Consider the following 25,218-nt stretch of genomic DNA (forward strand, 5'->3'; position numbering starts at 1 on the left):
TACCATGCGTATACCTGGAATTTCCCTGTTGAAATGCTTGCCGGTAGTGTTGGCTGCCTGCCTCGCCGGAGCATCTTCCTGTAACGAACGGCCCGCGCGGCCGGCCGATCCGAAAACGGACAAGCTCAAATTGCCGGACGGTTTCATCGCCGAACACCTTTTCAGTCCGTCGGATAGCGGGCGCGGCTCGTGGGTGGCCATGACCTTCGATGACAAGGGCCGCCTCATCGTGTCTGACCAATTCGGCGCCCTGTACCGGCTGAAACTTCCGCCCATCGGGGCAGACAGCACACAGCAAGTGAGCATCGAGCCGCTGGGCTTCGGTAAAGACACCATCCCCGGCACCGATTCCGTGCGTACGAAAGTGACCATGGGCTTCGCACAAGGGTTGCTCTACGCTTTCAATAGCCTGTACGTGATGGTGAACCATACGGCCAACGATGAGTTCGACAAGGGCAGCGGGCTGTACCGGCTGCAGGACACGGACAACGACGACCAGTTCGACAAAGTGACCCTGCTCAAAGCCATGGAAGGCTCCGGCGAGCACGGGCCGCACAGCATCATCCTTTCACCCGACGGGCAATCCATTTACCTCATCGCCGGCAACCACACCAAATGCCCGGAGATGGATGCGTACATGCTGCCGAGCAACTGGCAGGAAGATAACCTGTTGCCCCGGATGGTAGACCCCAACGGGCATGCGGTGAACATCAAGCCCCCCGGCGGATGGATCGCCAGAATCGATCCGGAAGGCAAGCATTGGGAACTGGTCAGCGCCGGTTACCGCAATCCGTTCGATATCGCGTTCAACGACGCCGGCGATCTATTCACTTACGATTCGGATATGGAGTGGGATTTCGGGCTGCCCTGGTACCGCCCCACAAGGATCTGCCACGCCACCGGCGGCAGCGATTTCGGTTGGCGGACGGGCACCATGAAATGGTCGCCCACCTACCCAGACAACCTGCCGCCCGTGATCAACATCGGGCAGGGCTCGCCCACCAACCTGGTGTACGGCGGCAATGCGCGGTTCCCGGAGAAGTACCGGAAATCCATGTTCGCGTTCGACTGGAGCTTCGGCATCGTGTATGCCCTTCAGCTGGAGCCCGACGGCGGGTCGTATAAAGCTACCGGAGAGGAGTTCCTGTCCGGATCACCGCTGCCTTTGACGGACGGGGTGATCGGGCCCGACGGGGCGTTGTATTTCCTCACCGGCGGCCGGAAACTGGAATCGGATCTGTACCGCGTGTATCATGAAAATGCCAGTGACTATTCCAATAAACTGCAACCGGCGAAGTTGACGGAAGAAAACTCCCTGCGCCGGCAACTCGAAAAATACCACCATGGCCCTGATCCCGCGGCGATCGATTTTGCCTGGCCGCAACTGAAACACCCCGACCGTTTCGTCAGATATGCGGCCCGGATCGCGCTGGAACATCAGCCCGTGGTGCATTGGCAGGGGAAAGTGTTCGCCGAGACGGATCCCGTGGCGTTGGTCCATGGGGCGCTGTCGCTGGCGCGGATGGGCGATTCTTCGCTGCGCGACAGTCTCCTGCACAAACTGGTCACGATCGATTTCGGGAAGTTATCGCCCGAAAGCCAGATAGATGCGGTGCGTGCGGCCGAAGTGACGATCACGCGGATGGGGATGCCCGGTGATGCGTCGAGGGTAGCGCTGGCAGCTTGGCTCCAGCCATTCTATCCTGCGAAGACGAACGAAATGAACCGTTTGCTCAGCAAGCTGCTCGTGCACATCGGTGCGCCGGATGCGGTGCGCATCACGGTGGAGCTCATGGCTTCCGCGAAAGACGATACCTCGGCCGGCCAATCCCTGCTTTCTTCTTCAGACCTCATCATGCGCAATCCGCAATACGGCATGGCCATTGCGGGCATGCTGGCGAAAATGCCCCCCGCACAGCAAACCTTCTACGCCACGGTGCTTTCCGGCGCGAAAGACGGCTGGACGGACCCGCTGCGCCAGGCATACTTTAAATGGTTCGCGGGCGCTTTCGGGTACCAGGGCGGCAATAGTTTCGTAGGCTACATCAATAACGCCCGGAAAAACGCGCTGGCGCTGGCGCCGAAAGAACAATTCGCGCAGCTGAACGACATCTCGGGTGATTCGATCGTAAAAGCCGGCGGGAACTTTTCCGTGGCTTCGGGCATACAGCCAAAGGGCCCGGGCCGCAACTGGAAAGTGGACGACGCCGTGAAAATGGTGGACAGCATTGGCTTCTCGGGCAGCAATTTCGAGCAGGGGAAAGCGATGTTCTCCGCCACGCTTTGCTCGAAATGCCATACCCTGGCAGGGCAGGGCGGTGTGGCCGGTCCGGACCTCACGCAGCTGGGTACCCGTTTCAGCAATAAAGACATCCTCGAATCGATCATCGACCCGAATAAAACCATTTCCGATCAATACGGCGCTACCGTTTTTTACCTGAAAGACGGGGGCAGTGTCATAGGCAGGTTGACGAACGAGGACGACGAGCAATATTTCGTTTCGCAAAACCCGTTCTCTCCGCAAGACATCCGGAAAGTGCCGAAGAAAAGCGTGTCGAAAACACGCGTGTCTGAAGTATCGCCCATGTTGCCCGGCATGATCAACCGGTTGAGCCCGCAGGAGCTGGTAGACCTGATGGCCTACCTGAAATCGGGCGGCAATCCGAAAGACACGATCTTTACCAACAGCAAACGCGCAGCCGTTCGATAATCCGGGTAATGAGGCAAATGAAAGTCAATCCGAAAAGCATATCCATCGCCGCAATGGCACTACTGTTCATGCATTGCGGCAGCAACGCGCCTGCCTCGGAAGCGGCGGACGGCAGCGGTTTCGTATCCATCTTCAATGGCAAAAACCTCGACGGATGGGATGGCGATACGGCCTACTGGCGGGTGGAAAACGGTATTTTGACGGGCGAGATCACGCCGGAAAAACCGCTCTCGCGCAATACGTTCATTATCTGGAAAGGCGGACAGCCGGCGGATTTTGAACTGAAGACGCAGTTCCGCATTACAGCGGATGGCAACAGCGGCATCAACTACCGCAGCGAAATTGTGCCAAACGAGCCGCATGCGCTGCGCGGATACCAGGCCGACATCGATGCTGCCCGGGCGTATCTGGGGCAGAATTACGACGAATATGCCCGTACTACGCTTGCGTATCGCGGCCAGCGTGTAACCGTTCCCGCTTCCGGCGCTGATCTGAAAGCCGGGATCAAAAACAACGCCTGGGCGCCCGTGCAGGTTACCGGAACGCTTGGCAGCGACGCATCCCTCAAATCCGTTTACAAGCCGGATGAATGGAATGAATACCGCGTAGTGGCGACAGGCAATAACTTGCAGCATTTCGTTAACGGGACACTCCTGAGCGAAGTGACGGACGCAGATACCGCCAACCGGAAGCTAAAAGGCTGGCTGGGCCTGCAAGTGCATGTGGGGCCGCCCATGAAAGTGGAGTTCCGCGATATTTTGCTGAAACAATAACGATAAGGCCGCCTTCACCGGGCGGCCTTTTTTACGCGCGGCATTCCTTAACTTTAATTAAAAATCGGAAAGACATGGTGAAAGCATTTTTAGGAATGGGCCTGCTGGGATCGAATTTCGTTACGGCGATGCTCGAAAAAGGAGACAAAGTGAGGGTTTGGAACCGCAGTCCAGAAAAGGCCGCGGCACTGGAACACCTGGGAGCGGAAGTGTTTGCCACACCGGCGCGTGCCGTGCAGGGAGCGGCATTCGTACATGTTACGCTGAAAGACGATCAGAGTGTGGACGAAGTGCTGGCTGCCGCGGAAACCGGTCTGCAGCCCGGTGCCGTCATCATCGATCATACCACCACCACAAAAGAAGGCGCCATCGCCCGAACGGCGGCCTGGAAAGAGAAGGGATTCACCTACATGCATGCGCCCGTGTTCATGGGCCCGGCCAACGCCCGCGAAGGCAGCGGCTATATGCTCGTTTCCGGGAGCCGCGCGGCGGTGGAAAAAGTCAGCCCGCTACTGGAAAAAATGACCGGTCAACTGGTAGACCTCGGTCCCGAAGAGGGAAAGGCCGCTGCCATGAAACTAATCGGAAACTGCTTCCTGGTGGCATTTACAGCCGGTTTGCGGGATACGTTCGCACTGGCGGGCGTGCTCGGCCAGACCACCCGCGACGTGGGCAGCCTCTTCGAAATCTGGAACCCCGCGCAAATGCTGCCCGCCCGCATCCGGCGGATGAGCGGCGGTGATTATTCCAAACCCTCCTGGGAGCTGGCCATGGCGCGTAAAGACACCCAGATCTTCATCGATACTGTGCAGCAGCAAGGCGGCCACCTGGCGATCATGCCGGCCATCGCCGCGCTGATGGACGAATGGATCGCGAAGGGTTTTGGCGGGAACGACTGGAACGTGATCGCTAAAGATGTTGTTCGATAAATCCTTTTTATGCCCTTTACCTTTTCGCACCCGGCAATCGTATTGCCGTTAACGTTATTGCCGCGACGACTGGCCTCCGCCACGGGGCTCATTGTGGGGAGTATGGCGCCGGATTTCGAGTATTTTCTGCGGATGAAGGTGCAGAGTGAATATAGCCATACGTTGTGGGGGTTGTTGCTGTTTTGTTTGCCGTTGGGCCTGGTGATCGCTTTTTTGTTTCATGAATGGGCGAAGCCGGCGCTGGTGAACAATTTTCCGGGGTTTCTGCAGGTGCGGTCCCGGCCCATGGCGCAGTATCCTTGGCGGAAGTACTTCGCGGAAAACTGGCTGGTGGTTTGTGTTTCGGTGTTGATTGGTGCGGTGTCGCATGTGTTGTGGGACGGATGTACGCATGCGCACGGATTTTTCGTGCAGGCCTGGCCGGGGCTTTCCGTTGAATGCGATATTGCAGGGCGCAGCATCCCGGTATATAAATTGCTGCAACATGGAAGTAGCCTGGCCGGGGCGGTGGCGATCGGGTGGGTGGTGATGAAGCTCCCGGCAGACGGTCTCCCAGCACAACCGGTGAATCCGCGGTACTGGATGATGGTGCTGGGCTGGACGGGAATCGTTGTGGCAGCGAGGTGCCTGGCGGGCGGGGAGTTTGCCGCTTATGGCAACCTCATCGTATCGGCGATCGCAGCGTTCCTCATGGGGTTGCTGCTGGTGCCGCTGGTGCTGCGATGGAAGTCCAAAGCCGGAATGCCGGAATGAATTAGCCTGACATCTCAATCATATGAAATTACTGGACATTCCGCGTTTGCGAAAAATACTACTGGCCGATGCTTTTATCGGTGGCGCTACCGGCATCGCCGGCCTGGCGCTCTATGGCTGGTGGAGCCGGTTTTTGGGGCTTCCGGAACGGTTGGTGTTGCTGATAGCGGCGGTTACGGGCCTGTATGCCCTGCTGGCCGCGTGCCTGGTGCTCATGAAACCGGTGCGCGCGCGTGCCGTAAGGTGGCTGGTAATCGCCAACTGGGCATGGACCGTGGTGAGTATCGGGATGCTGCTGTATTATAGCAGTGGCGCCACGCTTTTCGGGAAAGCGTTCCTGGTTTTGCAGATAGTTATCGTAGGAGGGCTCGCGTGGCTGGAAGGCCGCCATATCGGGAAAAATGCCGATAAAGTGTAACAAATGGCCGACCGGGCCGTTTCACACAAAATTCCCTTTATGAGATACGATTTCTACGCATTATTATTGCTGTGCCTGGCAACAATCATGACTTCCTGCAGCAAAGGCAAAAGTAACATGGAATTCAAAAGCGAATACGATCGCAGTTACGACGCCTGGGCCGGTTTTAAATCGAAATCCGGTAACAAATACCAGTATACCGTTAACCAGTCCAGCGTTTTCAATTTCGGTGCCAATACAACGATCACCGTTGTCGGCGGGAAAGTCACCGAACGGAAATTTTCCAGCTATAAAAGAGAAGGCACGGGGCAGATCGTTATCACCGGCGAATGGACGGAGGACGCAAATGCCATCGGTTCCCACACCGCAGGCGCAGCGGCCATTACGATGGACGAAGTCTATGCAAAAGCCAAAAACGATTGGCTGAAGAAACGGGAAAATGTCAAGGTATATTTCGAATCGAAGAACAACGGCATGCTTTCCACCGCCGGTTACGTTCCGAACGGCTGCATGGATGATTGTTTCGAAGGTATTTACATCACTTCCATCATACAATACTGATTTTAAAGCAGCTAACACTTACGGCAATTAACCCTGACCGTAAAAGGCATAATCCCTGAAACTTGTTCACCTTCAAATTCAACCGATGAAAATGTATACGTATGCTGTCATGCTTTGCGTGTTGGCCATGACTTTCTTTTCCGCGTGCAAAAAGGAAAGCGACGATTTTGTCTACGCCGATAAATTCAATAAAAGCTATAAAGCCTGGCTGTCTTTCAAGGCGAGTGCCAACGACAAGTACAGCTTTGTAGTGCTGAGGGAAAGAAGAGGCACGTTCAAGGAAGATATCCAGACCACCATCACCGTGGATAGCGGCAAAGTGAAGAAACGGGCGTATGTGCGTACCAAAATTGCACAGGCCGGAAATGAGGTGGTCGAAGAATGGTCGGAAGAAGGCAGGGATTTAGGTACGCATGGAAGCGGTTTTCCCCTTCCGGTCATGAATATGGACCAGTTTTACGCCCATGTCAGAACGGTGATCCTGAAATACAACCCCGATCATGAATACCAGTTTACGGCAGAAAACAACGGCATCATTTCCAGCGCGTCGGTCCAGTCGAAAACCGTCCGTTGTACCGATGATTGTATTTCGGGATACTTCGTTAAGAACATCACAAAGCTGTAACGGCTTTTGGAGATAACTGATCGCCCGGCCCGCAAGGAGCCGGGTGATTTTTTTAAGGCATGAGCAGCGATTCGATCTGCTGCGTAAGCGCCGGGCCGTCGCTCGGACGGAGGGCTTTGGCTATGGCGAGTTTACCGGATTTGTCGAATAGGAAATATTGCGGGTAGCTTTCCGACTTGTCGGAATGGTTGGCCAGGATCTCTTTCCAGATGGGCGCTACCGTTTTGCGGGACATCCGCAGGTGGAGGCCTTCCATCCTGTTGGCGCGGATGAAATCCTTCCAGGCGGCATCTTTGCTGTCGTCGTCCACGTCCAGGAAAAGAAATACGACGTCCTTTCCTGCAAGAGATGCGCGAAGCGCAGGCAGGTGGCGGATTTCCTCTTTGCAGGGGCCGCACCAGGTACCCCACATGTCCAGGTACACCACTTTCCCTTTCAGTTTTTTCACGACATCGTAAATCGATTGTACCTTCTCGTAATCTTCAACGATCGAGATATTTTTGTTGTTGCGGTTGACGGCCAGCGAATCGCGCAGCGCGGTTTCCATTTTTTCGAGGCGGGGAAGGAACCGGCTTTTCGGGAACCGTTGACGGAAAGCTTCCGCGAGCGGCAGGGCCTGCGCAACATCGCGGTCGGAAAATTGATTCAGGATTTGTTGCCAGTTATACGATTCTGCCACATCCGGCGGAAAGTTGTGCATGCTGCCGATCCAGCGCCAGTACGGTTTTCCGTACCGGCTGACGATCACGTTGGCGCTGTCGAACGAAATGCCGAACCAGGGGATGGGGGCCGAAGGGAGGATATTCTCCGCTTTTACCCGGATGAACGCCCGCATTTCGAGGGCGCGGATGTATTTGTCGGTAAATGTCCAGTATTGTGGGCCGGGATGCGGGGATTTCGGTGCGATGGGAATGGTATCGTAAAGGGCAACGATCAGTTCATTCACGGTTTTTCTGTCAGGAATGGTCGTGGAGATGAAATCGGTGAGATAGTTGAAATGGCGATAATAGTTTTCGGCGATGAGGATATTTTGCAAACTTTTTGATAGGCGCGACTGTCGGATGGTTTCGGCATGATGCGCGAATTCCCCGAACCAGGGCGCTATCACGGCAGACCGGACCTCCCCGGCCGGAAGCGCCCCCAGCGAATCGTTTTCCCAGAAAAACGGCGTTTTATCCATGCCGATATCCTGCATCAACCGGCAAACATCCGCCGCGCTTCCGCCCGTAAACCATATCCCATTTGCGTTTTCATCGAATTCCACTTCCAGGTTTCTTCCCGGTTCGAGGAGCAAGGTGTAATGCGTCCGGCGGTAAATGAGGGTAGCGAACCGGATGCTGTCTGCCGGCAATGTGATGTGGAATTCGCCGGTCCCCGATAATGGAACGGAAACGGTATTTTCATTATGATAGCCAAAGATGGACGGCAGGTTAACTTCTATTTTATGCTGTCCGCTGAAATGGCGGACACGGCCGCTTAACGTAAATTGGGCGGAGGCGGAAAGCCCCGCAGCCAGGAGCAACAATACGAAGAGATAAGGTTTCATACCATGAAAATAGCCTCCGCATCCCGGCGCATCGCCGGGATGTGACGAGTTGCCCCTTCCGCGGGACGAACCTCCCATAAAATGTTCCTGTACTTCCTCAAAAAGCCGGTATCCGCGACAGGCTGCCCGGAGACGGCCGCCTGGGCATGGCAAAAAGTATCGTAACGGCGCTTAGTAAGGCAATAACTGCCACGGTAGGGAATATCACGGCCTTGTTGCCGGTCATGTCGATCAGTTTGCCCATCAATGGCTCGCCGACCGCCGCGAACAGATATGCCGTCATGTTCATCACGCCCGTGCCGGTGCCTACGTACCGCTGGCCGAGCAGCTCCTGCGCCAGGGGCCAGAAATTCGCCTGCGGGCCGTACGCGAAAAAGCCCGCGCAAAAGATCAAAGCCCCCGCGGCCACGCCGCTCCTGATTTCGAGCATGTATATCAGGCCAGACAACAGGCTGCATAAAAGCATCCCCGTGCAGATCGACGCCATCCTGTTGGCGCGGAAAACGCTGTCGGATATAAAGCCGAACGAAATGGCGCCCGCGGCCATGCCAAGCGGCAACAGGAGACTGGTCCAGACGGAACCGGATTTGATAAAGAACAGCGGCAGCCAGAAGATCAGCGCATATCGTGCCATGCTCTGGAACCCCAGCGAAAGGCACACCGCCAGGAAGCGCGCGTTGCCCGTGATGACCGTAAATGTGTTTTTCGGGCTCGGTTGATCGCCGGTTGGGGGATGAGAAGCCCCGGCGCCGGGAGGCGCGTTCTTCACGAAAATGAAAAAGATGACCACCGCCACGGCGAGGAACAGCACCGGCACACGGAACACGTTCCGCCAGTTGTCTTGCACGAGCAGGATGGAAAATACATATGTGACAACCGACGAAAGCCCGGCCGACATGGTGTACAGGCCATACGCCAGGCCACGGTTGCCATTGTGCCACCAGTTGGCGATGATCCTGCTGCCCGGGGCCCAGGCCATCGACTGGAAATAGCCGTTCAGTCCCCACAGTACGAGGATCACGGTGAATGAGCCGGAAAAGCTGATGCAGATATTGGCGAGAACGGACAATATCCCGCCGGTGAGGATCATGTGCCGGGGGCTCAAGCGGTCGGCCAGCAGGCCGTTCACGAGTTGCCCGAACGCGTAGCCCGCCAGCATGGCGAAACTGATCCAGCCCACCTTTTCGAAAGATATGCCCAGCGTGTCTGCCAGCTGATGGGTGGCCCAACCGAAATTGTGCCGCCCCGTATAAAAGAAAAGGTAGCAGAACATGGTGAGCAGCAGCATGCGCCAGCGCCCGGGCTCGGCCCGTGTAGGAACGTTCGTGGTGTCCGTCATGTCGGAAGGATTAATGGCGGCATGCCTTCGAAGGCTTGCCAGTTTGCTTATCATACAATTTCACACCTGCAGGTGCGCAGGAAAATTTCCTGAGGCGAAAATATATTTCTTATTGTTTAAATTAGCGGAATCGCTTTTAAGTAATTGTTAAGCACATGCAACACGATCCATCGCAGGAAGACATCAACAACAACGCGCTCGTATATCACAGGATCGGTGGACTGATCCGCCGCTACCGGAAAGAAAAAGGCCTGAAGCTGCTCGATCTGTCGGCGCTCACGGGCATCAAATCCGCCCTGCTGTCCAAGATCGAAAACGGCAGGATGCTGCCCACCATCCCCACGCTTTTTACCATCATTCAGAAGCTGGGCGTCAAAACGGAAACGTTCTTTTCCGAACTGAGCGCGGAAAAAAGTTTCCCGGGATACCTGCTGCTGCCGGCGGATACTTACACATCCTATGAAAAGGAGGAAGACGCCGTTGGATTCGAATATCAATCCATCCTCGAACAAAATTTCGAAGGCGGCGCATTCCAGGTTTCGCTGCTGACGCTGAGGCCCGGCGCCCGCCGGGAACTGGTGTCTACCGCGGCTTTCGAATATGTCTACGTGCTCGAAGGCAACCTCAAATTCCAGCTGGAAGACAAAATCTTCGAACTGTCGGAAGGCGATTCCATCTTCTTCGACGGCAGCATCAGCCACGTGCCGATCAACCCGAAAAAGAAAAAGGTCAGGTTGCTGGTGATGTACTTCTTTGGGAAAATTATTCAATAAATTTCATTTCAGGAAATATTATTTCTTTAAAGGAAAGTTTATATCTTGTCGAAAACACTGAAGTATGCGATTACCCAGATGGACAGGATACCTCTTCCTTGTATGTTCGTTGATCGGCCAGGCCGCTTTTGCTCAGCCAAAACCGAAACACGTGATCCTCGTCGGGTCCGACGGATTCGGCGCATATGCCTTCCAGAAAGCCCGCGTGCCGGTGCTTCGCGCCATGATGCAGGAAGGCGCCTGGACATTACAAGCCAGAACGGTGCTGCCTTCTTCCAGCGCGCCCAACTGGGCGTCTATGGTGATGGGCGCAGGACCGGAGCTGCACGGCTACACGACCTGGGGCAGTAAAAAGCCCGACCTTCCCGCGCGCATGCTGGATGAATACGGTATGTTCCCCACCGTGTATGGATTGCTCCGGAAAGCCCGTCCGCAAGCGGAGATCGGGGTGATCTACGAGTGGGACGGCATCGGTTATCTCTTTCCGAAAGCAGCCGTGAATAAAGACGAGAACGGAGACGGCGACATCGCGGTTGCTGCTGCGGCCTGCAACTACATCAAATCCGCCAGACCCACTTTCCTGTTCGTGCATCTGCATGATGTAGACAGCGTAGGCCACAAGGTTGGCCACGATACGCCGGAGTACTATGCGGCCATCGAGCGGACGGACGCGCACGTGGGCGAAATCCTGCAAGCCATCCGCGACGCGGGTATCGAAAAGGAAACGGTGGTGATCTTTACGGCCGATCATGGCGGTATCAACAAAGGGCACGGATCCATTTCCATGGCGGAAATGCAAATCCCCTGGATCGTGAAAGGCCCTGGCATCAAATCCGGGTACGAAGTACAAACGAGCGTCATGACGTTCGACACCGCCGCTACCATCGCAAAACTTTTCCGGCTGAGTCCGCCGCAGGTCTGGATCGGGAGGGCCGTTACCGAAATATTCAGGTGATATATAGTAATGCAAAAAAGCCGTGCTTCAGCAAGCGCGGCTTTTTTTGTCTTTTGAAGTCTGCTCATGTAAGCCGGACGCCCACGCGCAGGGGTTTCCGGGCCACCGCATATGCAAACGCCGCCTGTGTTTCCGCGAGTGTAAACTCTTTTTCGATCATCGATGCGAATGGATATTTTTTCCAATTGGCACGGATGAAGGCAAACGCATTCCGGAAATCCTCGAAGTTGTAATTGTGCAATCCGCGGATGGTAAGCAGGTTGCGGATGATCTTTTCCGGGTTGACGGAGACGGGCCGCGTCTGGAACACCGCACCGATCCACACGGCGCATCCGCCGATGGCCAGGCAGGAAATCCCGAATTCCATGGCGGCGGGCGATCCGCTCATATCGAATACGACGTCTACTCCGCCGGTTTGTTCGCGTAAAATTGCGGCGGGCTCCGTTGTGTCCTGTTGCATATTGAAAACGGCATCCACCCCGAATTGCAGCGATTCCCGGAGGCGGGTTTCATTGATATCCGCCGCCCCGATCCAGCTGGCGCCGGCTTCGCGGCTCATGGCGGCACACATGATGCCGAGGTGGCCCATCCCGGTAATCAGCACTTTCTTTCCCGACAGATCGCCGGCCGTGCGGAGCGCACCGGCAACGGTAGACACGGAACAGTTCAGTGTTGCGGCAACGGGAAGGGGAATTTCTTCCGGCAGCTTGATGATGCCGGTATGCGGCTGGAGGATGCAGAATTCTGCCAGTCCGCCGTGGAAAACTTCGTCGCCGGCGGCGTGGGCATGCCCGTATTTGAAAAGCCCTTCGCCCTTTTGCGGCATCCCCCGCAAGGCATTGGCGGATTGCGGGTCGCTGGCGAAGATCGTCCAGGTGATGCGGTCTCCCGGGCGCAGGGTGTCTCCCTGCAAATCCGTTCCCGGGTGGGATGGGTGCATCTGCACGATCTCACCCACGATCTCGTGGCCGAGCACGGTAGGACAAGGCTCCGATCTCAATCCGCAGAAAGTATGGAGATCGCTGCCGCATAGGGTGGTGTAAATGTTACGGACGAGGATTTCGCCCGGATGCAAGGTGCGGACGGCGTGTGTTTCTGTGCGAAAGGGCGTTCCCGGTCCGTCGAACAGGACGAGCCTGCCATTTTTCGCGGAGGTGGCGGACATATGTTTTGCTTTTTTCCGCTACGAAAATATCCCGTATTATTTAATTATAGGAAAAAATATTTCCTGTTAGGAAAAAATTAATATGGCCATCTCAGGGTGTAGGGGCGGCTTCGGATAGAAATATTTTTTCGAGGGATTGGGCGATGGGGTCGAGTGCGAGCCCTGCGTTCTGGTTGGCGAACAAAATGATGGAGAATTTTTTCTCCGGGTAGCGGACGTAATACGAAGAGAACCCGGATGTCCCGCCGGTGTGCATCACTCTTTCCAGTCCGTATTTACGGTCGATTTCCCAGCCGTAGCCATAACCCAGCGTCGGCGTAGGCGAAGAGCCGGGCGTGAAAATTTCACGGAGCGTGGCGGCGGATACGAGTTGATGGGTGTAGAGCGCCTGGTCCCACCGGTAGAAATCCGATGTGGAGCTGTAAACGCCGCCGTCGCCCAGGAGGTAGCTGAACATGCTCTGGTCTTTGGGGACGAGCGTTCCCTTTTCGAGATTGTAGCCGTATGCCCGGTCCGGGATGGGAACGGTGAGGCTGTTGACGGTGGAGTTTTTCATGCCTAGCGGCTGGAAGATGCGCTGGCGGAGGAATTCGGGAAACGGCATCCCGGATATTTTTTCCACGATGAGGCCCAGCAGTACGTACCCGGTATTACTGTATTCGAAACGCGAACCGGGCGGAAAGCGGGTGGTGTCCTGGGTTTCGAGGAGGCGGAGCACATCGGCGTCTTTCAGCGGAGCGGCAGGCGGCGCGGGGAGAATGTCGCCATAGTTCACGAGCCCGGAGGTGTGCAGGAGCATCTGGCGCACGGTGATGTTGCGGCCGAATGCGGCCAATTGGGGGAAGAACCGGATCAATGGATCGTCCAGCGAAAGTTTCCCTTCATCGCGCAGCAGCATGATCGCCATGGCGGTGAAAGATTTGGTGACGGAAGCGATGCGGTAATTGGTGGTGGCGGTGGCTTTCTTGTGCCGCGCGATGTCGGCGTAACCGAAGGAGCGGTCGTACAGTTTTTTGCCGTCGCGGATCACGAGCACGCTGATGCCGGTGGTTTCGGAGGTGTTGTAATGTTGGAATAGACTGTCGGCTGTGGCGCGCTGTTGGCGGAGCTGGGCGGTAACAGGCAAAGTTATGATGGCGGCAAGGAGGATGGGGAGGATTTTCATTCCGTGGATTTTTTGGATCGACGGAATGAAAATACGGTTAAAAAAGTGGAAAAGCGGAAGGAAAGAACGTTAATTCCAGAGCGTGCCGTCGAGCCCCAGCACAGTGCCGATCCAGAGGCAGAAAACGAAAACCAGCAGGCAAAGCAAAAACGCCGCGATTTTCTTCCAGGCGCCGGAGAAACGGAGAGGATTCACCAGGTGGAAAAATGCGCCGCCCGCCGCACCGGCGAATGCGATCACTACGAGCGGGCGAACGGTCCAGTAACGGCCCCATGCCGGATCAGGATCAGGGACGCCGGCAAGGAAGATGATCATGAGCACGAGCCCGATGGCCGCGCCGGCGAGCATCCGCTTCAGCAGGGCAACGGAAAAGAAGGAGGAAATCGTGGAACGGTGATTCGAGGTCATAACCCGCCATTTTTTATAGTTAATTAATAGTTGAAAAGTACTTTGTATTTCAAAGTTAATTGATTTTGCTTTTCATTGCCAAGTAATTGCGGGATTTTTTTTGAAAGGGCGGGATGGCGATCATCAGGTGAGCTCGCCTGCAGCTTCCGCCCGCATGCGTTTACGGTATTCTGAAGGACTGTGGCTGATGATATTGCGGAAACATTTGTTGAAGTTGACGAGGTTGTTGTACCCGCTTTCCAGGGCAACTTCCATGACGGAAAGATCGTCGCGGCGAAGGAGCTTGCAGGCATGCGAAATCCTGATTTCCTGCAGGAAGCTCACGAACGATTTCTGCGTCCGTGTTTTGAAATAGCGGCAAAACGCCGTGGGCGACATTTTCGCTACCGAAGCCACTTCATCCAGCGGAATTTCCCGGTGGAAATTGGTGATGAGGAACTGGTACACATCGTTGAACCGGCCGGCGTCTTTGACGGTCATGGCGTTTTTGTAATGGTCGCTGGCGAGGCAGTCGTAATCTTCCGTATGCGCCAATAAATGGAGGGCTTCCAGGAAGAGGGAAATCCGTTTCAGTCCTTCGGAAATTTGAATTTCCGCGAACAGCTCCAGCAGCCGGGCGTGCGTGTCCTGTTTGATAGCCAGGCCCCTGCTGGCTTTGGCAAGCAGGGCTTCCACGGCCGCCGCGGCATCGGTACCGGCCACGAGCCCCAGTACCATGGCTGGTGCGAAATACAACACGGTAGCTTTCACGCGGAGGTTTTTCCGCCTGTGGTAAAATGCATTGTCCGTTTGCCAGATATGCGGCAGGTTCGGCCCCATCATCACCATATCCCCCTGGTCGAAATCGTCGATATGATCGCCCACGATCCGCTTCCCGTACCCTTCCTCGATCAGCACGATCTCACAGGTGTCGTGAAAGTGGAAGGGAGAATTGAGGAAGTACTCGTCTACCTGCTTCACCCTGAACTGCCGGTTGGCATCCAGCCCGGTTTCGATCAACCTCGCTTTCATGTTCGTGCGTATTAATTTTATTGACAAATTTACTAAATAAAATGGCCTAAAGTTGCTAAAATAGTTAATGTTTTGGCTAAAATCGTTAATCTCTTCGGTACCTCCAGCCATTAAATTGCATAAGATTGTCGCCCCGGGAAAATTTGGGTAAGGAAAGCCTCACCGGCCCGGCGCACCGCTACTACACATGATGTTACTCTTTTCATAAAGCGGTTTTACCGGGGCGGTGAGCCCGGGCGGCAGCCAATGAAGAATCAAACCATATGAATGAACAGACAAACGGCCGCAGCGTGGCCAGCCCGTTGTGGAAGCACGACGATGAACTTTTTTCGATCGTAAGAAATGAATTATATACCGCCGTGGTGGGCGATATTATGGACAAAATGGGACTGCAGCGTCAGTTTCTCCCGCCCCAGATCCAGCCGCTGCAGGCGGATATGTTCCTGGTAGGCCGGGCGATGACGGTGTTGGAAGCGGACGTGTTCTCGGAAGATCCGTCTGCCGGCCAGAACCCCCTGCTCAAAAAGCCTTTCGGGCTGATGCTGGAGGCGCTGGACGATTTGAAGAAGAACGAAGTTTATATTTGCGCAGGCGCTTCACCGTCGTACGCATTATGGGGCGAGCTGATGAGCACCCGCGCCATGCAGCTGGGCGCGGCGGGCGCGGTGGTAGACGGGTATTCCCGGGACACCAAGGGCATCCTACAGCTGAATTTCCCTACCTTTTCCTATGGCCGCTATGCGCAGGACCAGGCGCCCCGCGGCAAGGTGATCGATTTCCGCGTGCCCCTCGAGATCAGGGGCGTGCGCGTGCTTCCGGGAGACATTGTGCTGGGTGATATCGACGGCGTCTGCATCGTTCCCCGGGAAGCGGAACGCGAAGTGTTTTCCCTCGCTATCGAAAAAGCACGGGGCGAAAAAATGGTACAACAAAAAATCCTGGAAGGCATGAGCGCCGGGCAGGCTTTCGCGAAATACGGAATAATGTAACATGAGCAAAAGTGTATTTATCATCCTCTTTACCTTTTTATGCAGCAGTGCCATGGCGCAACTCCCGCGCCTGTCGCCGCGCCCGGTTGATGTGGTTTCCCTCAACGGGCAGTGGGAACTGAACGGGAAATACCCCGTGAAAGTGCCGGGAGAACTGCTGATGCAGGGCTTCAACATTCACGAAGGCGAAACGGCCGTCTATTCCAGAAAATTAGAACTTCCGCAGACCTGGAAAGGCCAGCGGGTGAAGCTCCGGTTCGACGCCGTGAGCAGCCATGCCAGCGTTTTGGTGAACGGGATGAAAGTGGGGGAACACGAAGGCGGTTTCGTTCCGTTCGAACTGGATATCACCCACGCCCTCCGGTTCGGGAACGATGTGTTGACGGTGGAAGTACAGGCGCTGACGATCTCCGATTACCTGGCCTGCACTTCGCAATACGCGGCGCATACCGTGGCGGGGATTTTACGGAAAGTGACACTGTTCGCCGTTCCGGAGACCAATCTATCCGACCTGACGGTGGTTACGCAATTCGATAAAAATTATAAAAACGCCATGCTCCGCATCACTACGGGCATCGCGAACGAATCGGATAAAATTACCGGCGCGGAGATCCGTTTCACTTTGAAAGACGCATCCGGCAAAGCGGTGCTCCGGCATTCGGCCAGGCGCAACGATATTCCGGCCCGCACTACATCCCAACAAGCGCACGAACTGGCCGTGAAAGCCCCGAAGCACTGGGATCCCGAGCATCCCAACCTGTACGAACTGCAGACGGAATTGCTCCTAAACGGACATGTGGTAGAAAGCACGTCCCGGAAAATCGGTTTCCGGCAGGTGGAAATCCGCGGGAACGAAGTGCTGGTGAACGGGCGCCCGGTGAAACTGCGCGGCGTCAACCGCCACGATGTACACCCGCTCCAGGGCCGCAGCCTAAGCCCCGCGCTCGACCGGCAGGATGCGGAACTTTTCCGCGCGGCCAATTGTAACTATATCCGCACGTCGCACTACCCGCCATCTGAAGAATTCCTCGATGCGGCCGATGAACTGGGGCTTTTCGTGGAAAGCGAATCCGCCCTGACGTGGATCAACCATCACGCCGCGCCTATCTGGAAATTATGGAGCTATACCGACGGGAAATTTTTGCCGTATATGGTCCGCGCGAATGCGGATAACATCGCTGCGGGGAAAAATCACCCTTCCGTGATCATGTGGTCTTTGGGAAACGAATCCAACTGGAGCCCGCTTTGGGCGGAGGTATTGGCTTTCGTGAAGAAAAACGACCCTTCGCGCCCCGCTACTTTCCATGACCAATGCTGGGGCGGCTTCAACAACCTGGGCAGCAAGGCGGATATCGCCAATTACCATTACCCGGGCGTAAACGGGCCCGACGCGGCGGCGAAATCCGACCGGCCGGTACTTTTCGGGGAATATGCGCACCTGTCTTGCTACAACCGCCGCGAACTGGTGACGGACCCCGGCGTAAGGGCGGCCTGGAGCGCGCCCCTGGTTACTTTTTACGATTCGATCTACCATTATCAAGGCAGTTTGGGCGGTGCGATCTGGAGCGGGATCGACGATATTTTCCATTTGCCCGATGGCAAGATCGTGGGATACGGGCCATGGGGGCCGATCGACGGATGGCGCAGGCCGAAACCGGAATACATCGGCATGAAGAAAGCCTACGAGCCGGTACGCATCACGCAATTGCGCGACGACGGCCAACAACTTACGCTGCAATTCACAAACCGGTATGATTTCACTTCGCTGAAGGAGGTGAGGATCGAAGCGAACGGTGTGCCCGTTAACCTGGACGCCGCCCCCGGTAAAACGGCGGTCCTGAAAGTGAAGAAACGCGATGGTGCGGTAGATGTGAAGGTCACCGATCCGCGCGGGTTCGTGTGCGTGGAAGAACGCTTCGCGCCGCCGGTTGCGGTTCCCGTTCACAGCCGTACGATGGATGTGAAATGGGTAGAAGTGCCGGGCGGTTACACCATCCGGCAAGGCCCTTACAGCTGGACGATCAGCAAAACGAAAGGCCTCATCGAATGCCTGCGCAGAGACAACGATACGCTGATGACGCAGGGGCCGGTGGTGTCGGTGATACCTTTGAACGGCGACGACGGCGGCAAGCCCAACGTGGCCGGGGAAACCTATCAAAACAATATCTACCCGCTCAAATATTACCCGCTCTACACGATTTTTGCCCGGAAGATCGATGTGACGACGACCAGCGAAGGCGTCCGTTTCGATGCGCAGCTGCAATTTAAAAACGCGGAAGGCCGTCAGTCTTATATTTTCACCACGAAAGGGGAATTGATCACCGAATACGACTTGAAATACAACGGTGGGGACAATCCCTATCAATACGGCCTCCTCCTGCAATTGCCCCGCCATTTCGACAGGATGAGCTGGGAAAGGAACGGTGAATTCTCCGTGTACCCGGCCGACGATATTGCGCGGAACAAAGGCGAGGCCAGGCTGAACGCCCGGACCATCGGCGAAGTGGAGCCGCACGGCGAAATTCCCGCCGGCAGTTGGAAAGACGATGCCAATGAACTGGGGTCCAACGATTTCAGGTCTACCAAGCGGAACATCACCCGTGTGGCGCTGGCCAACGGAAACGGCGACTCGCTCACCGTTACTTCCAACGGTACCCAGCATTCCCGCACCTGGCTGCAAGACGCCGCTGTCCACTGGCTCATCGCGGATTATAGCAACAACGGCTCTGAAGGTTTTTACAACACGCCGCATTCCGACGGCAGGATCAATATCAGGAAGCAACCGATCAAAGGAAAGACAATCATCCTACTACCATGGACCAACCATTAGGCATAGGCCGGATATTATTGCTGCTGCTGCCTTTCACAGCCAGCGCGCAACAATCCATGGCCGGCGGCAGACAACAATTGGCGCCCGTTCCGGCGGCGGTTTCAGGTGTGAAGCAGGTTTCAACGAGCCTCGCCGGCACCTGGGAAATTCGATTAAGCGGACAAAAAGCGTCGCGCCGGAACGGTCCCGGCCGCATCCGCGTACTGTCTGACGGTTCGCAGGCCGCGCGGATGGACGTGGAAGCCGACGGGAAGCAATGGCTCGTCATATCCGACAAATGGGACTATTGGAGCCTCGCCTGGGGAAACTTCCAGGGCGTGCCCAATCCTTCGAAACAAATGAAGGGCATCATCAGATTCATTATCGAATAAAAAGGAAAACATGAAAATAACCGATGTGAAAGTATGGCTGGTGGAAGGTGTGAAGTATAACTGGACGCTGCTGAAGATTTATACCGATACGGGCCACACCGGCGTGGGAGAGGCTACCAACTGGCCCGGGAGCCCCATCGTTTACCATGCCGCCAAACATGTGGGCGAGCGCATCATCGGCCTCGACCCCAAGAAAACGGATTTCATCTGGACCAAACTCTACCGCGATCTCAACTGGATGGGCCCCTACGGCGCCAGTCTTTGCGCCATCAGCGGCATCGACATGGCCCTGCTCGACCTGAAAGGCAAAGCCCTCGGCGTTCCCTGCTACGAGCTGCTCGGCGGCGCCTACCGGAAAGATATTCTCCTGTACGCCAATTACTGGTTTACCGGCGGCGGCCATAACGCGGAAGATTATGCCGCGCAGGCGCGCAAAGTGAAAGACGCGGGCTTCACCGGCCTGAAGTTCGACCCGTTCGCCCATACCAACTACCTGTACGGCGAAGATCTCTCGTCTAACCTCACACTGACGCCCGCGCAGCAAGACCTGGCCTTCGAGGTCAGCAAAGCCGTCCGCGAAGCAGTGGGCCCTGAGTTCGATATCATGATCGAAACGCATGCCATGCTCAATTACAGCGTGGCGGTGAAAATGGCGCAACGGTTATCTGCGCTGAATATCACCTGGTACGAAGAGCCCGCCGGCCCGGAAAGCGCCGATACGCTCCGGGCCATGCGCGAACGCATCCCTTCAAACGTTTCCATTTGCGTGGGAGAGCGCCATTATACCCGGTACGGCATCCGGCCGCTGCTGGAAAAACACGTGTGCGACATCCTCATGCCCGACATCACCCGCTGCGGCGGCCCTTCGGAAATGAAGCGCATGGCCACCATGATGGAAGCCTACAACGTTTTGCTGGCGCCGCATAATCCCAACGGTCCGCTGTCGACCCTCGCATCTGCACACGTTTGCGCATCGGTGCCCAATTTCTTCCGGCAGGAATTCATGTTCACCGACGTGCCCTGGCGCGACGAAGTCATTACCCATCCTATCGCTGGCATGGTCAGCAACGGGCATCTGCGCCTCAGCGAGCGGCCGGGGCTGGGGGTGGACCTCGTAGAAGCGGAAATGGAGAAGCATCCCGGCATTCTCCAGCCCAGACCGGGTTTCTATGTATAATTCGCGAAACGCCGCCGTTCCGCATGCAATCGTTATTCCATCGTTATGCAATTAGAACTGATCGATTACGGGATCATTCTCCTCTATTTCGTTTTTGTGGTCGGCATCGGGTTGATGTTGAAGAAACGGGTGAAAACCGGGAACGATTTCCTCATGAGCAACCGCAGCATTCCGTTGTGGATCACCAGCCTGGCTTTTATTTCCGCCAACCTCGGCGCGCAGGAAGTGCTGGGCATGGCGGCCAATGGCGCCAAATATGGATTGTACACGGTCCATTTTTACTGGCTGGGCGCCGTGCTGGCCATGATTTTCCTCGGTGTGTACATGATGCCGTTTTATTACGGGAGCCGCGCCAGGAGCGTGCCCGAATACCTGAAGCTCCGCTTCGACGAAAAAACGCGCACGCTGAATGCGGTAACGTTTGCAGGGATGACGGTTTTTTCATCGGGCGTATCGCTGTACGCATTGGCCATGCTCATGCAGGTGATGCTGGGATGGGATTTCGACGTGTCTATCTGGCTGGCGGCGGGCATCGTGCTGGTATATATTTTTATGGGAGGACTGACGAGCGCCGTCTACAACGAGGTGCTGCAGTTTTTCCTCATCGTGCTCGGCATTGCGCCGCTGGTGTTCGTGGGCATGCAGCGTGCCGGCGGCTGGGAAGGGATCGTTAAAAACGTGGACGAAGCCAAATTGCACGTCTGGAAAGGGCTGGCTTCTCCCGCTACCAACCCCATGGGCGTGGATGCGGTGAGCATGGTGTTTGGCCTCGGATTCGTACTGGCATTCGGATATTGGTGCACGGATTTCCTCGTGGTGCAGCGCGCCATGATCAGCCGTAACCTCAACGATGCGCGCCGCACGCCGGTGATCGCCGCCATCCCGAAAGTGCTGATGCCTGCGATCGTCATCCTGCCCGGCCTGGTCATCCTTGCCCTGCAATCGCAGTTCTCCGGTTTCGAATTGCCGCAAACGCCTTCCGGCGATGTGGATTATAATATGACATTGCCCGTATTGCTGAAGCAACTCTATCCCAGCGGCATGCTGGGCGTCGGCGTTACGGCGCTCATCGCGTCTTTCATGAGCGGAATGGCCGGCAATGTAACGGCTTTCAACACCGTCTGGACGTTCGACATATACCAGGCCCACATCCGCCGCAACGCGCCGGAAAGCCATTACCTCCTCGTGGGCAGGCTCACGACGGTAGCGGGGATCCTGGCATCCGTGGCCACGGCATACGTGGCGCGGGGGTACAATAGCATTATGGACCTGCTGCAACTGGTGTTCAGCTTCGTGAACGCCCCGCTTTTCGCAACGTTCTTCCTCGGCATGTTCTGGAAAAGAACGACCGGTCACGGGGCTTTCTGGGGGCTGGTGGCGGGCACGCTGTCTGCCGCGGTGGTCCATGGTTTGTCGGTAGCGGAAGGAAAAGGCGGATGGATCGCCCCGTTGCATACGTATCTTTCCGGAACGGGACAAGCGTTCAACATCGCGTGGATGGCGTTCCTGGTTTGCGGGGCGGTGACGGTAGCGGTGAGCATGTTCACGAAAGCGCGGCCGGATGAGGATTTGAAAGGACTGGTGTACAGCCTTACCGAAAAAACGCCGGACACCGCCAAACGCTGGTACCAGAACCCCATGTGGCTGGGGGCCGTGGTGCTGGCTTTCACATTAGTGCTGAACATCATTTTCTTTTAATTCAGGATATGGAAAGATTGACGGAACTTCGGTTTATCATTGGACTGTTTTTTCTGCTGACGGGCTTGCTGTTAGCGGGTTACAGTTTTTTCCGCGGCGAAGCGGGGACCAATCTCTGGTGTGGATTGCTGTTTGTGGGGTTCGGGGGATTGATGGCTTTATTTTCACCCAAACAAAAATAGAACGGTATGGCGCTGCAAATTGACCTGGCCGGCAAAGTGGCCATTGTGACGGGCGCCGCCTCGGGGATCGGGGCGGGGATCGCGGCGGTGCTGGCCCGTGCGGGCGCCGTGGTGGAAGGCTGCGACCTGAACGGGGGAGAAGGGGTGGTAGAAGTGGACGTGACGGACGCCACGGCCCTGGAGCGCTTCGTGGAAGCGGTGGCGCACCGGCGCGGAGGGGTCGATATCCTCGTGTCTTGTGCCGGCGCCAATGTTTTCAAAGGCGCGGCCGAATGTACCGACAGCGATTGGGAACGCAATCAGCAACTGAACCTTACGGCGCACTGGCGCATCGCGAAACTGTGCCGGCCGCACCTGCAAAAGAAGGGGCATGGCGTCATCATCGTCATCGCATCCAACCACGCATTTTCCACCATTCCCGGCTGCTTCCCCTACAACGTGGCCAAAACGGCGCTGACGGGGCTTGTCCGCAGCCTGGCCATCGAATGGGGGCCGGCCATCCGTACGGTAGGCATCGCCCCGGGGTTCATCGATACGCCCGGGAACCAGCATTGGTTCGATTCGTTCCCCGACCCCGCGGCAGAGAGAAACCGCACCGTGCAACTCCACCCTGTGAAGCAACTGGGCCATCCGGAAGAAATCGGCGCCTGGTGCGCCTTTCTCGCCAGCCCCTTCGCTGCCTTCGCTTCCGGCACCACTTACCTGGTAGACGGCGGCCGGTCGGCGCTCATGCAGGATAGTTAGGGCCCCTGCATTTTCATGTCGGATTTTTTTTTAATTTGCTGCTACCATATAATCTAATCATAACCCTTCATTCAAAGCACATGAAAAAACTCCTGACAGGCATCGCATTGCTACTCGTTTCCATTATTTCCTTCGCCCAATCCAAAAACGATGTCATCCTGAAGCTCGATGGTGACGAGCTGGTAGGTAAGGTTTTGAAAATCAATGATAACGATATAGAGTTCTCCTACGCCGGCGAAACCCTCACCTATAACATCAAGAAGGCGGAGATCATGAAGATCACCTTTGGCAGCGGCCGCATCCAGGTATTCAACAAACCCCAGCAAGCCGCTCCCGCCCAGGCACCCGCATCCACCGACAAATCCAGCCTCGAAGACCATCATAACAAAGTAGCCATCCTGCCTTTCGGCTTCATCCGCGACGGACAGCCCGCAGATGGTGAGCAGATCCAGAATGAATGCTATTCGTTCATGAACAAACATTCCGGTGTTTATACCATCCTCCCGCCCCGCACCACCAATGCCCTGCTCATCAAGGCCGGCATCAACAGCGAAACCATCAAAGGCTTTACCATGGAGGATATCTGCAACGTGCTCGGCGTGGAATATGTGGTAGACGGGCTCGTGACCATGAACAAAACCACACAAACCACCACCCAGTCCAACTCCGGAGCCGTTAAAACCAGGGGGAACGATGACGACGATCGTAAAGACCGCAAATACAACAGCTATTCCTACGGCACGGCCACCCAAAACTTCCAGACCAAACTGAGCCTCGCCATCTATAACGATAAAGGCACGGCCGTGTACAGCCAGGACAGGACAGCCTTCTGGAACACACAGGACGCTTATTCCAACACGCTGGAATACCTGCTGAAACGCTCGCCGCTGTATACCAAATAACTTGTTTCACCCCTAACGATTCATATGCAGATATTCAAAACCCTTCTGCTGGCTATCGCGTTTTTTTGCCCGGTTTTCAGTGCGGCAGCGCAGGATAGCGGCAACACCGGCAAGATCTATTTCGTCCGCCACACCGGCTACAACGGGATGGCGCTGAATTTCCATTGTTTTATCGACAGTAGCCGTGTTTGCGACCTGAAAAACAATCACTATTCGGTACATGAAGTGCCGGCCGGCGATCATGTCGTCAATGTGAAAATTTATTCGAAAGAGCTGAAGTCGCCCAAGCGCCCGGTGACCATCAAAGTAGAACCGGGACAGGTTTACTACGTTAAAATCCTCCCGGAAAAAAGCTACAGCTTCGAGGCCTACCTGAAAGTGATGACGGTGTCCGAAACCACGATCAAGCCGGTGATGAAGAAATGTGAACCGCAAACCGATTGCATCCTGTAAAACCCGCCGGCATGATCAGAAAGTCCATATTCGTTTCCCTCGGCCTCTGCCTGACGCTGGCAGCCACCGCGCAACGCGCAGTCGTGCTGGAGGCTTACCGGAAATACAAAATCGACATCACCGCAGCGGATTCCGTGGCCGCGCATGCTTTCCTTCACTATGCGTTCGACCTTCATACTTCGATCGTGACGGAAGGAACGGAGAAGAACTACATCGCCCGGCACGATCCCTCCGCACCGGAAGGCGCGCAGTGGATGCTGAAATCCGTGAACGGCGGCGCCCCTTCGCGCCTCGACCTCAACACGTTCAAAAAGCAGCACAGCGAAAAAATTCCCGCGCCCAGGCCCGATACCGCCACTTTCAACATCGTAAAGGACGATGGCAGGGAACTGGTTGTCAGTTATCATTACGATCCCGCGTCGCTGGTGCCTGACAACGAATTCATGAAAGCCTGCATCATTACGCTCACGTTCAACGCCACCACCGGCCGTTTGAAAAAGTCGGAGGCGGAAATCGCTGAAACGTTCAGAATAAAAATGTTCAAGGGAGATCACATGAGCAGCAGCGTCACTTATCAATTTATGGACGACCTGAAGAGATATGTGCCGCTACGGGAAGAAGTATCGATCAACCTCAAGGTGCTCGGAAAACCATTGGAGATGATAACGGTCAACGAATACACGAACTACCAGCGGAAATAACCAATAAAAAAGGCGGGAATCACATCCCGCCTTTTTCTTT

General features: G+C 55.8%; 25 protein-coding genes. 19 read left to right on the forward strand and 6 right to left on the reverse strand.

The window, feature by feature from the left end; translation table 11 throughout:
• The first annotated feature begins 4 nt into the window (after positions 1-4).
• The 7 genes from ACQKLP_RS20820 to ACQKLP_RS20850 all read left to right on the forward strand — a co-directional run bounded on the left by ACQKLP_RS20820 (position 5) and on the right by ACQKLP_RS20850 (position 6,769).
• Entirely contained in the window at positions 5-2,710 is a 2,706-nt protein-coding gene (locus ACQKLP_RS20820; protein ID WP_427324863.1) for a c-type cytochrome, read from the forward strand.
• An 8-nt stretch (positions 2,711-2,718) separates the two neighbouring features.
• The gene (locus ACQKLP_RS20825) at positions 2,719-3,483 is read left to right on the forward strand and encodes a 3-keto-disaccharide hydrolase (RefSeq protein WP_427324865.1); all 765 of its coding nucleotides are present in this window, start codon (positions 2,719-2,721) and stop codon (positions 3,481-3,483) included.
• A 74-nt stretch (positions 3,484-3,557) separates the two neighbouring features.
• Positions 3,558-4,412 carry an NAD(P)-dependent oxidoreductase gene (locus ACQKLP_RS20830; protein WP_427324867.1) on the forward strand — a complete coding sequence of 285 codons (855 nt, stop codon included), beginning with the start codon at positions 3,558-3,560 and terminating at the stop codon, positions 4,410-4,412.
• A gap of 9 nt (positions 4,413-4,421) precedes the next feature.
• Positions 4,422-5,165, forward strand: coding sequence for a DUF4184 family protein (locus tag ACQKLP_RS20835; protein ID WP_427324869.1), 744 nt, complete (start codon positions 4,422-4,424; stop codon positions 5,163-5,165).
• A gap of 22 nt (positions 5,166-5,187) precedes the next feature.
• Positions 5,188-5,583 carry a hypothetical protein gene (locus tag ACQKLP_RS20840; RefSeq protein WP_427324871.1) on the forward strand — a complete coding sequence of 132 codons (396 nt, stop codon included), beginning with the start codon at positions 5,188-5,190 and terminating at the stop codon, positions 5,581-5,583.
• A gap of 39 nt (positions 5,584-5,622) precedes the next feature.
• Positions 5,623-6,144 (forward strand): hypothetical protein, encoded by a 522-nt coding sequence (locus tag ACQKLP_RS20845; RefSeq protein ID WP_427324873.1) that lies wholly within the window; start codon positions 5,623-5,625, stop codon positions 6,142-6,144.
• 91 nt (positions 6,145-6,235) lie between these two features.
• A complete protein-coding gene (locus ACQKLP_RS20850) occupies positions 6,236-6,769 on the forward strand; it encodes a hypothetical protein (RefSeq protein ID WP_427324875.1) in 534 nt (177 codons plus the stop codon).
• Positions 6,770-6,821: 52 nt separating this feature from the next.
• Here the strand turns inward: ACQKLP_RS20850 and ACQKLP_RS20855 are convergent, their stop codons facing one another.
• Positions 6,822-8,315: a TlpA family protein disulfide reductase gene (locus ACQKLP_RS20855; RefSeq protein ID WP_427324877.1), complete on the reverse strand. Its 1,494-nt coding sequence runs from the start codon at positions 8,313-8,315 to the stop codon at positions 6,822-6,824.
• A 97-nt stretch (positions 8,316-8,412) separates the two neighbouring features.
• The gene (locus ACQKLP_RS20860) at positions 8,413-9,654 is read right to left on the reverse strand and encodes an MFS transporter (protein ID WP_427324879.1); all 1,242 of its coding nucleotides are present in this window, start codon (positions 9,652-9,654) and stop codon (positions 8,413-8,415) included.
• A 155-nt stretch (positions 9,655-9,809) separates the two neighbouring features.
• Between ACQKLP_RS20860 and ACQKLP_RS20865 the strand changes: the two genes are divergently transcribed.
• Both ACQKLP_RS20865 and ACQKLP_RS20870 read left to right on the forward strand, forming a co-directional pair.
• On the forward strand, positions 9,810-10,427 hold the full coding sequence (locus ACQKLP_RS20865) for a helix-turn-helix domain-containing protein (RefSeq protein WP_427324881.1): 618 nt from the start codon (positions 9,810-9,812) through the stop codon (positions 10,425-10,427).
• A gap of 64 nt (positions 10,428-10,491) precedes the next feature.
• The gene (locus ACQKLP_RS20870; protein WP_427324883.1) at positions 10,492-11,382 is read left to right on the forward strand and encodes an alkaline phosphatase; all 891 of its coding nucleotides are present in this window, start codon (positions 10,492-10,494) and stop codon (positions 11,380-11,382) included.
• A 64-nt stretch (positions 11,383-11,446) separates the two neighbouring features.
• Here ACQKLP_RS20870 and ACQKLP_RS20875 read toward each other — a convergent pair whose 3' ends face one another.
• The 4 genes from ACQKLP_RS20875 to ACQKLP_RS20890 all read right to left on the reverse strand — a co-directional run bounded on the left by ACQKLP_RS20875 (position 11,447) and on the right by ACQKLP_RS20890 (position 15,131).
• On the reverse strand, positions 11,447-12,547 hold the full coding sequence (locus ACQKLP_RS20875) for a zinc-binding dehydrogenase (protein WP_427324884.1): 1,101 nt from the start codon (positions 12,545-12,547) through the stop codon (positions 11,447-11,449).
• Positions 12,548-12,638: 91 nt separating this feature from the next.
• The gene (locus ACQKLP_RS20880; RefSeq protein WP_427324886.1) at positions 12,639-13,712 is read right to left on the reverse strand and encodes a serine hydrolase domain-containing protein; all 1,074 of its coding nucleotides are present in this window, start codon (positions 13,710-13,712) and stop codon (positions 12,639-12,641) included.
• A 69-nt stretch (positions 13,713-13,781) separates the two neighbouring features.
• Positions 13,782-14,120, reverse strand: coding sequence for a hypothetical protein (locus ACQKLP_RS20885; RefSeq protein WP_427324887.1), 339 nt, complete (start codon positions 14,118-14,120; stop codon positions 13,782-13,784).
• Positions 14,121-14,243: 123 nt separating this feature from the next.
• Positions 14,244-15,131, reverse strand: a complete 888-nt coding sequence (locus ACQKLP_RS20890; protein ID WP_427324889.1) for an AraC family transcriptional regulator — start codon at positions 15,129-15,131, stop codon at positions 14,244-14,246.
• 263 nt (positions 15,132-15,394) lie between these two features.
• Between ACQKLP_RS20890 and ACQKLP_RS20895 the strand changes: the two genes are divergently transcribed.
• The 10 genes from ACQKLP_RS20895 (at position 15,395) to ACQKLP_RS20940 (ending at position 25,178) form a co-directional block, all read left to right on the forward strand.
• Positions 15,395-16,120, forward strand: a complete 726-nt coding sequence (locus ACQKLP_RS20895) for an RraA family protein (RefSeq protein ID WP_427324891.1) — start codon at positions 15,395-15,397, stop codon at positions 16,118-16,120.
• A gap of 1 nt (position 16,121) precedes the next feature.
• On the forward strand, positions 16,122-18,950 hold the full coding sequence (locus tag ACQKLP_RS20900) for a glycoside hydrolase family 2 TIM barrel-domain containing protein (RefSeq protein ID WP_427324893.1): 2,829 nt from the start codon (positions 16,122-16,124) through the stop codon (positions 18,948-18,950).
• The gene (locus ACQKLP_RS20905) at positions 18,935-19,321 is read left to right on the forward strand and encodes a hypothetical protein (protein ID WP_427324895.1); all 387 of its coding nucleotides are present in this window, start codon (positions 18,935-18,937) and stop codon (positions 19,319-19,321) included. Before ACQKLP_RS20900 ends, ACQKLP_RS20905 begins: the two co-directional genes overlap by 16 nt.
• A gap of 10 nt (positions 19,322-19,331) precedes the next feature.
• On the forward strand, positions 19,332-20,498 hold the full coding sequence (locus ACQKLP_RS20910; protein ID WP_427324897.1) for a mandelate racemase/muconate lactonizing enzyme family protein: 1,167 nt from the start codon (positions 19,332-19,334) through the stop codon (positions 20,496-20,498).
• A 45-nt stretch (positions 20,499-20,543) separates the two neighbouring features.
• Complete coding sequence (locus tag ACQKLP_RS20915) at positions 20,544-22,196, forward strand: sodium:solute symporter family protein (protein WP_427324898.1); 1,653 nt, start codon at positions 20,544-20,546, stop codon at positions 22,194-22,196.
• Between the two features lie 8 nt (positions 22,197-22,204).
• Positions 22,205-22,378 (forward strand): hypothetical protein, encoded by a 174-nt coding sequence (locus tag ACQKLP_RS20920; RefSeq protein WP_427324899.1) that lies wholly within the window; start codon positions 22,205-22,207, stop codon positions 22,376-22,378.
• A gap of 6 nt (positions 22,379-22,384) precedes the next feature.
• Positions 22,385-23,122 (forward strand): SDR family oxidoreductase, encoded by a 738-nt coding sequence (locus tag ACQKLP_RS20925; RefSeq protein WP_427324900.1) that lies wholly within the window; start codon positions 22,385-22,387, stop codon positions 23,120-23,122.
• Positions 23,123-23,202: 80 nt separating this feature from the next.
• Positions 23,203-24,024: a hypothetical protein gene (locus tag ACQKLP_RS20930; RefSeq protein ID WP_427324901.1), complete on the forward strand. Its 822-nt coding sequence runs from the start codon at positions 23,203-23,205 to the stop codon at positions 24,022-24,024.
• Positions 24,025-24,048: 24 nt separating this feature from the next.
• Positions 24,049-24,477 (forward strand): DUF2846 domain-containing protein, encoded by a 429-nt coding sequence (locus ACQKLP_RS20935; protein ID WP_427324902.1) that lies wholly within the window; start codon positions 24,049-24,051, stop codon positions 24,475-24,477.
• 11 nt (positions 24,478-24,488) lie between these two features.
• The gene (locus ACQKLP_RS20940) at positions 24,489-25,178 is read left to right on the forward strand and encodes a hypothetical protein (RefSeq protein ID WP_427324903.1); all 690 of its coding nucleotides are present in this window, start codon (positions 24,489-24,491) and stop codon (positions 25,176-25,178) included.
• The last annotated feature ends 40 nt before the right edge of the window (positions 25,179-25,218 follow it).

Source organism: Chitinophaga sp. NPDC101104 (assembly GCF_050277495.1).
In the GTDB taxonomy this organism is placed as follows: domain Bacteria; phylum Bacteroidota; class Bacteroidia; order Chitinophagales; family Chitinophagaceae; genus Chitinophaga.